At 68.8% G+C, this 9,394-nt stretch carries 11 protein-coding genes, 1 tRNA gene and 1 pseudogene; 7 read left to right on the top strand and 6 right to left on the bottom strand.

All coding sequences use genetic code 11. The features are described 5' to 3' along the window. Positions 1-78 precede the first annotated feature (78 nt). Complete coding sequence (locus ACWBNA_RS24425; protein WP_482706631.1) at positions 79-1,023, top strand: MerR family transcriptional regulator; 945 nt, start codon at positions 79-81, stop codon at positions 1,021-1,023. 239 nt (positions 1,024-1,262) lie between these two features. Here the strand turns inward: ACWBNA_RS24425 and ACWBNA_RS24420 are convergent, their stop codons facing one another. From ACWBNA_RS24420 to ACWBNA_RS24410, 3 genes are all read right to left on the bottom strand, one after another. Next, a complete protein-coding gene (locus ACWBNA_RS24420) occupies positions 1,263-1,922 on the bottom strand; it encodes a DUF1963 domain-containing protein (RefSeq protein ID WP_482706630.1) in 660 nt (219 codons plus the stop codon). A 720-nt stretch (positions 1,923-2,642) separates the two neighbouring features. Continuing rightward, a complete protein-coding gene (locus ACWBNA_RS24415) occupies positions 2,643-2,819 on the bottom strand; it encodes a hypothetical protein (RefSeq protein ID WP_482706629.1) in 177 nt (58 codons plus the stop codon). 429 nt (positions 2,820-3,248) lie between these two features. Further along, on the bottom strand, positions 3,249-3,671 hold the full coding sequence (locus tag ACWBNA_RS24410; protein WP_482706628.1) for a MarR family winged helix-turn-helix transcriptional regulator: 423 nt from the start codon (positions 3,669-3,671) through the stop codon (positions 3,249-3,251). Between the two features lie 64 nt (positions 3,672-3,735). Between ACWBNA_RS24410 and ACWBNA_RS24405 the strand changes: the two genes are divergently transcribed. Next, positions 3,736-4,497, top strand: coding sequence for an alpha/beta fold hydrolase (locus tag ACWBNA_RS24405; RefSeq protein WP_482706627.1), 762 nt, complete (start codon positions 3,736-3,738; stop codon positions 4,495-4,497). A 380-nt stretch (positions 4,498-4,877) separates the two neighbouring features. Here ACWBNA_RS24405 and ACWBNA_RS24400 read toward each other — a convergent pair whose 3' ends face one another. The 3 genes from ACWBNA_RS24400 to ACWBNA_RS24390 all read right to left on the bottom strand — a co-directional run bounded on the left by ACWBNA_RS24400 (position 4,878) and on the right by ACWBNA_RS24390 (position 6,701). Further along, entirely contained in the window at positions 4,878-5,528 is a 651-nt protein-coding gene (locus ACWBNA_RS24400) for a hypothetical protein (RefSeq protein WP_482706626.1), read from the bottom strand. 138 nt (positions 5,529-5,666) lie between these two features. Further along, positions 5,667-6,134: an SMI1/KNR4 family protein gene (locus ACWBNA_RS24395; RefSeq protein WP_482706625.1), complete on the bottom strand. Its 468-nt coding sequence runs from the start codon at positions 6,132-6,134 to the stop codon at positions 5,667-5,669. 129 nt (positions 6,135-6,263) lie between these two features. Beyond that, positions 6,264-6,701: an SMI1/KNR4 family protein gene (locus ACWBNA_RS24390; protein ID WP_482706624.1), complete on the bottom strand. Its 438-nt coding sequence runs from the start codon at positions 6,699-6,701 to the stop codon at positions 6,264-6,266. 278 nt (positions 6,702-6,979) lie between these two features. On the opposite strand from ACWBNA_RS24390, the pseudogene ACWBNA_RS24385 reads away from it, so the two are divergent. The 5 genes and pseudogenes from ACWBNA_RS24385 to ACWBNA_RS24365 all read left to right on the top strand — a co-directional run. After that, a pseudogene (locus ACWBNA_RS24385) lies at positions 6,980-7,078 on the top strand (IS5/IS1182 family transposase); the annotation flags it as partial. 94 nt (positions 7,079-7,172) lie between these two features. Further along, on the top strand, positions 7,173-8,186 hold the full coding sequence (locus ACWBNA_RS24380) for an RNA polymerase subunit sigma-70 (protein WP_482706623.1): 1,014 nt from the start codon (positions 7,173-7,175) through the stop codon (positions 8,184-8,186). A 5-nt stretch (positions 8,187-8,191) separates the two neighbouring features. Beyond that, on the top strand, positions 8,192-8,347 hold the full coding sequence (locus ACWBNA_RS24375) for a hypothetical protein (protein ID WP_482706622.1): 156 nt from the start codon (positions 8,192-8,194) through the stop codon (positions 8,345-8,347). Between the two features lie 135 nt (positions 8,348-8,482). Then, positions 8,483-8,947 (top strand): DUF6069 family protein, encoded by a 465-nt coding sequence (locus ACWBNA_RS24370; RefSeq protein WP_482706621.1) that lies wholly within the window; start codon positions 8,483-8,485, stop codon positions 8,945-8,947. A gap of 281 nt (positions 8,948-9,228) precedes the next feature. After that, positions 9,229-9,302, top strand: a tRNA-Met gene (locus tag ACWBNA_RS24365). The last annotated feature ends 92 nt before the right edge of the window (positions 9,303-9,394 follow it).

Here is a 9,394-nt window from a genome sequence, read left to right as displayed (position 1 = left end):
GGCCCGGGGCCGGGGGGCCCCCCCCGGCCCCCCGCGCCGGTACCGTAGGAACTCCCCCAGAGGGAGGTTCAACTGTCCATGTCGCACGAGGATCTCTGGAGCATCGGCGAGCTCGCCGAGCGGGCGGGTGTCACCGTGAAGACGGTCCGTTTCTACTCCGACCGGTCTCTGCTGCCCGAGGCCTCCCGCAGCGGCGGCGGGCATCGCCGGTACGGCCCCGAGGCATTGGAGCGGCTGCGGCTGATCCGCTCCCTGCGCGCCCTCGATCTCCCGCTGCCCGAGGTGCGCCGGGTTCTGGAGGACGAGGACGAGGGCCCGGGTGGCCGCGTGCTGGAGGACGCCGTCGCGGGCCGCCTGCGCGAGCTGGGCAGCGAGCTGAAGACCTTGCGCTGGCGGGAGGCGGCGCTGCGGCTGGTGCGGGAGTGCCCACCCGAGAAGCGGGCCGACCGGCTGCGGCTGATCGGCGCGGTGAGCAGCCCGCCGAGCACGGCACCGCTGGCCCGGTTCTGGCGTGGCTGGCTGCCGCCACGGATGCCGGCCCGGGCGACGTCGGCGTTTCTGGAAGTGGCCGTTCCGCAGCCGCCCGACGAGCCGGCCCCGGCGCAGGTGCTCGCCTTCGCCCAGCTGCACGCGATGACGACAGCCCCTTGTCCCGCCGGCCGGCAGCCCCAGCCGGACGTGCACCGAGTGGCCGGAACCCGAGGGGCGGTCGTGCTGTACGCGGGCCTCGCCGAGGCGTACGAGCTCACCGCCCCCCAGCTGCGCCGAGCACGGGATCCGTTCCCGGGCGAGGCACTGGACGCGTACGTGGCGGTGTACGCCAGCGTGTACGGCAGCCGGGACACCCGGGAGTTCCGACGCCTGCTGGCCGCGCGGCTCGCGACCGGGCCGCGTCTGGACCGGTATTGGGAGCTGACGGCCGTGGTGCTCACGCCGCCGGGCGGCCGGGCGGAGCCGACCCCCGGGTCCGCGGACGACTGGCTGCGCGCGGCACTGGAGCGGGACAACGCCAAAGCGGCGTAGCCATATCCATGGCTTTGCTCCGACGGCCTGCCCATTGTCGTGCCGACGGCTTGCCCACTGTCGTGCCGACGGCTTGCCCACCGTCGTGCCGAGATCGTGCGACCGTCGTACCGACGGTAGAAATCCGCGGACGCTCTCCGAGATGTCGGAGCCGATCAGGCCGTAACGAACTCATCGGCCCGTGGGGGAGGGGCCTCTGCCGGCGGATGAGGTCGTCGGCACGGCTCCCATGTCGGCGATCAGCATTGCCACAGGAAGGCAGCCCGGGTGCAGGAACCGCAGGCGAAGGCGAACGCCGTGCCGCAGCCTCCGAAGTTCATGGCCGTGACGTGGTCTGGTCCCTCCTCGAACTGTGCCACGAGGTCCATGGGCCGGGTACAGGCCGGGCATGTGGGTGTCTCGTCGTCCTGCAGCCAGGCGGGTTGTCCGCCGAGCTGTCCCAGAACATTCCTCAGGTCGTTTCCCCTGCGGCTGCCCCATTCCTTGCGTGCGCTGTCGTAGTCGGCGGCAGTCAAGGACACCAGGGTGACGGCGTTGACCGCCCCGAGGTGGAGAACGCTCTGGTCTTCGTCCTGTTCGGGCGCGGCCATCGGCTTCAGCCTGTCCGAAGGGAAGAGCAGAGCCTGGTTACCGCCGGCGGTCGGACTCCACTCGTCGCACATGCCTGGATCGTTCTGGCACATGAATATCGCCATGACGAGTCCGGGCTGTGTGTGGCGTTGGTCGATCGGGCGGCCTCGGCCATCCAGGACGACCTGGGCCAGGAATTGCATGGACCCATTGCACTCCGCGCAGTTGGGCCATGCCGTGCCCGCAGGAGCCAGTGGTGTTCCCCCTGTGCGCGTGACCAGCGCATCGGTCTCGCCTGGTCCCGCATAGGTCATCAACGTCGTGGTCATGGGCGGACCCTACGGCAGCCCACCGACACCTCGACTCAACGGTGCAACGGGTAGGGCGGTGAGGTGGACGCGCTTGCGCAGCTGGGGGAGCTCGGCCCTGCCGACCGACTGGCGCTTCGGACCTTGCCGAATGCCTGGGCGTCTCGACCCGCACCGTGCAGGGCTACCGCCGAGCGGAGGCGCGACTGGTGTCACCAAGGCAGCCGTGTTGTCACTCGGTTTTGTCGGCCGGCGCGTGCGGGGCGCCGGACCGGGGTCCTCCAAGGCCACCACTACGGTCGCTGAGGCGTTGAGGAAGATCGTGAACACCGAGGACTTGTTCACCGCGTCGATGCGGCCGACACGGAGAAGTTCTTCCCCCGCCTGTCCAAGGATGCAGACGGGGGCGGCCAGGCCCTCGACGGTGTGACCACGTCACAAGGTGTAACGGAAACGAATTCGGTGGGTATTCGCGAGTCGGTTGGCGGGGACCAGGCCGTGCCAGACCTCGAAGGCGCCCTCGGCCGTCAGAGCGTCGCGTGCAGGACCGCATGCCTGCGACCTGGGGGCAGGGCGTGCGGGTCAGAGAGGTCACCGGGGACCAGGCGGGGCGGGCGCTGTGTGAGTACGCCCGGGGCCTGCTCCTTCCTTACTCCGACACAGCGCTCCAGGCGATCCCGGAGTGAACCGGCAGGCGCGCCGCCCTGCCCTTTCGCTGATCGTTTGGTCGTTGATCGGGGGTCATGTGGTCCGGAAGTCGTCCACGCGCTCGCCCTCCGCCTGGGACGGCTCGGTTCTGGGGACGTCCGGGTGCTGCTCCACCGCCGCACGCTCGGCCGGCTCATCGCGCTCGCCCTCGGCCTGGGAGGGAGTGTGCGAGTACAGCCAGCGGTCGTAGTCCGAGGCTCCGGTCTTCATGGCGGGCCTCCCTTGCTCGCTCACCTCCCATGCTCCACCCGGACCCGCCGCGGGGCCAGAGCGGCCAGCGCCGCACCTACCGGCTGGGATGTATGCCGGGACGGTCCGGATGATCGTTGGGGTGTGTCCGGACAGTTGTCGACATCATCGACTTCTCAGTCGGCACGCAGCCTGACTGTGCGACCGACCAGACGCCAGAAATGCAGGTGCCCGGCCGCCTGGCCCGCGCTACGCTGCTGATGTTCAGGTGCGCAGGCTGCGGCTACTTCGCCTCTCAAGCGGGTAACACGGGTTCGAATCCCGTCGCCGGCCCCGGCCGGTGTCGTCCAGCGGCCCAGGACGCCTTATGTGCGCCGCCGCCGACCTCGATCTCTGAACACCCACGGCACGAGCCGCCCGCCATCGGGGACATACCGGCGGGCGGCTCCGTCATTGCTGGGGTACCCGCTCCTCGATCTTCCGCAGCAGCCCCAGCAGCGCTTCTCGCTCCGGCTCCGCCAGGCCCTCGAAGCACTCCGCGAGTACGGAGTCCGCCACCTCGTGGCCCGCCTTCAGCACGCGTTCCCCTTCGGCGGTGAGGTGATGCTCGATACGCCGGCCGTGCCCGGGGCGCCGCTCCAGCAGCCCTTGCGCCGCCAGGCGTCCGGCGAGCGTGCCGAACGCCTGCTCGCTCTGGAACGTCGCCGCGGCCAGTTCCCGCGCGCTGGCGCCCGGCGTGCGGCTGATCGCCCGTAGCGCGTCCCACTGCGCGAGGGTGCTGCCGATGGACGCGAGGCGGCTGTCGAGCGCCCGGTGCTGGCGGTACTGGGCGGCCTTCATGGCCCGTCCGAGGATCTGCAGTTCAACGGCCATGTTCCCCAGACTAGCAGCATGACCAAGCTTGTTTATATAAACATCCTTAGTTAAAGTCCTGTGCATGTCCTCGCAACTGACCATCACCGAATCCGGCCCCGCTGCCGGTCGTCCCGTCCTCGTCCTGCACGGCGGCGGCGGTCCCGTCACCGTCGCCCCCATCGCCGAACACTTCGCCACGACCGCCCCCACGCTGTTGCCCACCCACCCGGGCTGGAACGGCACCGCGCGGCCCACCGACTGCACCCACGTGGCCGATCTCGCCGCCGCCTACCTCCGCCTCCTGCGCGACCGCCACCTGTCCGACGTCCTGGTCGTCGGCTCCTCACTCGGTGGCTGGATCGGCGCCGAGCTGGCCACCGCCGACACGAAGGGCCTGATCAGCGGGCTCGTTCTGATGAACTCGGTCGGCATCGAGGTCGAGGGCGAACCGGTCCGCGACTTCTTCGCCCTCGACGCGCGGGGCGTCGCCGAGCACGCGTACCACGACTCCGAGCGCTTCTACGTCGACCCGTCGACCATCCCGGCCGAGCGACTCGCCGTCATCCAGGCCAACATGGCAGCCCTGCGTCTCTTCTCCGGCGGTCCCGCCATGAACGATCCCACCCTCCGCCCCCGTCTCGCGGCCGTCACCGTTCCCACCCTCGTTCTGTGGGGCGAAAGTGACCGCATCGCGACCCCGGCATACGGCAAGGCGTACGCCGCGTCCTTCCCAGACGCCCGCTTCGAAGTGGTAGCGGAATCGGGCCACTTGCCCCACCTCGAACAGCCGAAGCGCACCTTCGCCCTGCTCGATGCCTTCGCCGCGCAGACCAGGCGCCGCTAAACGGAACAGCAGCCTGTTGATCATCCGACGGTGGGGGCTGGTGCCCCCACACACACACCACGCCGAACCGGTGCTCTTCCCCCGCTGGGGCACTCTGCAGGACTACGCCGCCTGCGCCACATACGACGCGGCAGGACGTTGGAAGGTGATGTCCGAGAGGTGAGGATGCTCCAACGTGCCGCATGCGCTTAACGCGGCGGTACCGCCGTCCTCGAGGGGCGGGGCGCCGCCGACACCTTGCGCGTGCGACGCCGGAAGCTCACGCGGTGACCGCACCCGGCAGCCGCGCACAGCAACGCGAGCGACACCGCTGCCTGCTGGACCCAGCGGCCTCGCCGTGTCATGGCCGTCGCCACCCCTCGCCTCGCCTGAAGGACTGGTCAGTCGAATCTGTTCAGCGATCTGCCCGTCCACGGATCCACACCTGCGTCGAGGAAGCGCTCCTCGTCCCTGAAGTTCAGGAACCGGGCGCTTTGGGCTCCCCACAGGGATTCGTCGCTCACGGGGCATTCTGGGAAATCGCCTCGCAGCAGCCCCAAGAGGAGCTCCGCCATACCGCAGTCGTGGACCCTCCATCCTCCGCCCTGGCGTTCCCACACGGCCACCGGCCACCGGTCGGGGTCGGGGTCGGGGTCGGGGTCGGAAGTCACCCAGCACAGGGCGTCCGCGCTGTTCGTCTGCCCCCAGACGAGCATCTCCTCCAGCCGGTCCAGGGAGCCAGCGGCGGCATCCTGCCAGTTGCTCATCGCGCCCGGACGTAGAGCGCTGTCCGGTAGGCGCCCCGTGGTCAGCGGGGCGCTCGCGCTTCCGGGGCGCGGGATCCACACAAAGAGGCCGTCCTCGATTGATCCCGCACCGAACGCAGAGACGAACTCCTGGTAATCAGCCGGGAAGGAGGGCACACCGAGGTCGGCAGCCGCCATCTCCCAGTCCACTGTGTCTCCCGCCGCTCCGTCCTCGTGCAACAGGGAGACAGTGTCCTTCAGTTGCCCGAGCGCGTCGCACGGCGTCTTGCTGGTCCGGCGCTTCATGGTGTGGCTCCCGTCGGCATGAGGTTCCCGTGATGTCTGACCCACCGACGTTGTGGGCGCACCCCCAGCCGACGCCCCTGGACGGCGGGTAATGGCGCACAATCCACGCGTGATGTTATCGCGGCCCCTGAACGTGAGCTATTCAAACCAGTGGGTTTCGGGCCATTCCGGCATCCAATCCGTAGCGCGACGCCCGGCAAAGACGTCCGCCAGCCATTCAGTAAGGGTTTCATCGGACTGGTACCAGTCATGCCAGTTCCTACGGAACGCGGAAACCGTCCATCTGCCGGCCCCGCGGTCCTCGAGGAAGAACTTGTCCCCCTCGATGGAATGGCCCCAATGGAGCATGCCGCCGGCGTCAGGCAGCACTGCCTTGGGGATGGTGGAGTGACCGTCCCGAACGAATTCACTCATCCATACCCCCTTTTCGCCCATGAATCGTGGTCCGAAGACGAAAATGAAGTCGGAGATCAGTAAGTCCCCGTAAAGGGAACAGAACGCCTTCACGTCGTTCGGTAGCTCGACCCCAAGAACACTTTCTACCCCGTCGAAGCTCGCTTCACCCTCGCTGGGGGGTGCTCCCAGCACATTCCTCAGCTGTTTCATCGTCGACACAATAGAGTCCTTTGCTGATTTACAACGGGATGCGGGGAATCACGGACGCCATATGGGCATCACGGTCCGATCGCTGATCGAAACACCATCAAGCATGCACAGCGATCACCATCGACGATTTCACGCATTCTGCCAACTTGTAAAGCGATGCGACTCTCGCGAGAGTGAACCTTCGCTGAATGGCTCGATCGTCCCTGCAAAAGCGGCCAGCGCGAACTCGGCCATGCCGCCATCAAAGATGGTCCAACAGTTCATTCCGTAGAGCACCTGTCTCCTGAAGGTCGCCACTCTCCAGGTGTCTGGATGCCCCACACGCAGCCAGAACACGACGTCGCCGCTAGCCGTGGCGCCGAACGCTAGTAGTGGAGGCGGAATACTGCCTGGGAAGTGACTCGCAAGTTCAGCACGATCCTGTAAGCGGAGGGCCGGATCTATGCCGTCAAGCAGATCGCCGTAGGCCGAAGCGGGGACTGGTGGTGTGCTGACTGACAGATATTCATCTACCTCTCCACCACCGTATGTCTCGACGAATTCTCGGTAGTCCGTCGGCAGCGTCATTGCAGTCCTGCGGAACAACTCTCCCCAGTCGACGATGTCACCCCCTGACGGAGGCGGCGGGAGTAGCTGCCGGAGGCGAGTGATCGCAGGGTGGGACATCAGAGATTCCTCTCGGCGATTCGTCGCGGTCATGGCCTGGCATCGGGTCATTGACGTCGGCCGGCCGTCGATCGCGGTACCGAGGTTCTTCCAGTCGCTCTCGGGAGTGTAAACGAGGTTGGACTCTGCGCCGTTTCCAGACTGATGGTGCAGGTCAGCGCCGTGGTGAAGGGCGGTAGCTGCTCGCCCTGGCCGACCTGCGCAACGGCGACACCCTCACCGGCCTGGCCGCCGGATTCCGGGTCGGGATTGCCACCGCCTGGCGCTCTATCCGCGAGCCGCTCAGCCATGTGGACCGACCCTGGTGATGAGTTTTCGCGCCCGCACCCGTCACATCTACGACGGGACACGACGAGGCGGAAGGATGACGTGATGAGTGCGGACACGCGGCTGGAGGAGCTGGGCGTGAGCGGTCTGGGCGTGAGCGGGCTGGGCGACATCGACGAGCCGGCGTTCTCGGGGCTGGCGGAGCGGCATCGACGGGAGCTGCACGTGCACTGCTACCGGATGCTCGGGTCGTTCGAGGACGCCGAGGACACCGTGCAGGAAACGTTCCTCCGTGCCTGGCGGCGCCGGGAGACCTTCGAGGGGCGGTCGACGTTCCGGGCCTGGCTGTACCGGATCGCCACCAACGCCTGCCTGGACCTGCTCGCCAAGTGCCGCCCGGAGCCTGCGACCGGCGGCGAGGTGCTGTGGCTGCAGCCCTACCCGGACCGGCTGCTCGACGAGCTGCCCGCGGGCGACGCAGACGAGCCGGAGACCGTCGCCGTCGCGCGGGAGACGATCGAGCTGGCGTACCTGGTCGCGGTCCAGCACCTCGCGCCGCGCCCGCGGGCCGTGCTGATCCTGCGGGACGTGCTCGGCTGGCCGGCGAAGGAGGTCGCGGAGCTCCTCGGGGACTCCGTCAACTCCGTGAACAGCGCGCTGCAGCGGGCCCGCGCCGGCATGCGGGAGCACCTGCCCGCCGAGCGGCAGGACTGGACCGGCGGCGAGCAGGACGCCGGGACGCGCGAGCTGGTGCGCCGCTTCACGGACGCCAGCGTGGCCACGGACATCGACGGGCTCGCCGCACTGTTGCGGGACGACGTCCGCTGCTCGATGCCGCCCACGCCGGGCCTGTACGTCGGCCGCGACGCGGTGGTGAACGACTGGGTCGAGAGCGGCTTCGAGGGCATGAAGGGCCTGCGCGGCGTCCTCACCTCCGTGAACCGACAGCCTGCCGTCGGCTTCTACCTCTGGCGGGAGCGGGAGGGCGCGTACCTGCCGCTGACGATCGACGTCCTGCGCGTCACCGGCGGGGCGATCACCGAGATCGTCACGTTCCACGACGACCAGTTCCCGCGGCTCGGGCTGCCGGAGCGCCTGCCGGCGGACGGCACGGAGTAGTCCCGGTGCGGACGCTCGCGCTGCGCGGTGGTGCGCGTGTCACGGTGGTGGTGGCGGAGTGGTGCGGCGATGCGTTCCGCGTCGTCACCCGCGGGCGGATACAGCCGGCGCTGCACGAGGGCGAGCCCGGGGCGGTCCTCGGACGCGGCGCCGGGGTCTGACTCCGCGGCACCGGCGTCCGCGCCCTGCGAAACCCGGCCGTCGCGCGGCGCGGGTGCGGGTCGGCAGCCCGGGTCCAGGACCGTCACATGCCAGTCAAAGCCCCGTACGCCAGTTACCGGACATGGAGGAACGACGTGAACAGCACGAATGACACTGGGGTCGTCGCAGGCCCGGCATCGGGCCAGACCAGCCAGACCAGCCAGACCTCCCGACTCCGCGGGCTCGCCGGTACCGGCTTCATTGCCATGCTCGCGGCGATGGTCGCCACCACCCTCGCCGCGGCGCTTGCCCAGGCCGTTGGCGTCGACTTCGAGGTCCCCGATGGTGGCGAGGCGATCCCGTTGCCTGGGTTCGCCGTGGTGACCGGCTTCTTCTCGGTCGTGGGCGTCGTCATTGCCGTCGCTCTTCTTCGTTGGAGCGCTCGCCCCGCCGAGCGATTCGTGTGGACGGCAGTGTCGCTGACCGCGATCTCGTTGGTCCCGCCCCTCCTCTCCGGGGCTGACACCGCCACCACCACCGCCCTCCTCGGGCTACACCTCGTCCCTGCGACGGTGATGATCCCCACCCTGGCGCGAAGCCTCCGCGCCCGGACCGATTGACGGTCCCGTAACGGGGCAATGCGCGGTGCATGGGCGTGCGCGAGCGAATCAACTGACTTGGTTGGCCCGGTGCTGGCACCTCCAAAGATCGTCGGACCTGGGCGTCGGCGATCATCAAGGCCTGGACGAGGCCTGGACCGCCGGTGTCCTGCCCGACCTCTGTTCCCCGTGGGGCCAGGGCGAGTCCGTCACCAACGTCGGCTTCGCCGGGTAGAAGCCGATGCCCCGCCAGCCAGTGGTCTCCAGTGCCTGCCGCCATGGCGTACGGTGGTGTCAACCGACGCGGGGTGGAGCAGCTCGGTAGCTCGCTGGGCTCATAACCCAGAGGTCGCAGGTTCAAATCCTGTCCCCGCTACTGCAGGGTCGAGGGCCCGGAACCGTAAGGTTCCGGGCCCTCGACTCATGTGAGGCATGGTGGGAGCCGCGGCCCGGACCCGGGTCCGGCGC

Source organism: Streptomyces sp. Q2, from assembly GCF_056820935.1.
Note: the sequence above shows the minus strand (reverse complement) of the source record. Positions and strands in the feature narration are given on the sequence as shown.

What these genes read in the sequence shown, in the direction of transcription:
- ACWBNA_RS24425 (WP_482706631.1), top strand. Translation starts at nt 79, where the DNA reads ATGTCGCACGAGGATCTCTGGAGCATCGGCGAGCTCGCCGAGCGGGCG.
- ACWBNA_RS24420 (WP_482706630.1), bottom strand. Translation starts at nt 1,922, where the DNA reads ATGACCACGACGTTGATGACCTATGCGGGACCAGGCGAGACCGATGCG.
- ACWBNA_RS24415 (WP_482706629.1), bottom strand. Translation starts at nt 2,819, where the DNA reads ATGAAGACCGGAGCCTCGGACTACGACCGCTGGCTGTACTCGCACACT.
- ACWBNA_RS24410 (WP_482706628.1), bottom strand. Translation starts at nt 3,671, where the DNA reads ATGGCCGTTGAACTGCAGATCCTCGGACGGGCCATGAAGGCCGCCCAG.
- ACWBNA_RS24405 (WP_482706627.1), top strand. Translation starts at nt 3,736, where the DNA reads ATGTCCTCGCAACTGACCATCACCGAATCCGGCCCCGCTGCCGGTCGT.
- ACWBNA_RS24400 (WP_482706626.1), bottom strand. Translation starts at nt 5,528, where the DNA reads ATGAAGCGCCGGACCAGCAAGACGCCGTGCGACGCGCTCGGGCAACTG.
- ACWBNA_RS24395 (WP_482706625.1), bottom strand. Translation starts at nt 6,134, where the DNA reads ATGAAACAGCTGAGGAATGTGCTGGGAGCACCCCCCAGCGAGGGTGAA.
- ACWBNA_RS24390 (WP_482706624.1), bottom strand. Translation starts at nt 6,701, where the DNA reads ATGACGCTGCCGACGGACTACCGAGAATTCGTCGAGACATACGGTGGT.
- ACWBNA_RS24380 (WP_482706623.1), top strand. Translation starts at nt 7,173, where the DNA reads ATGAGTGCGGACACGCGGCTGGAGGAGCTGGGCGTGAGCGGTCTGGGC.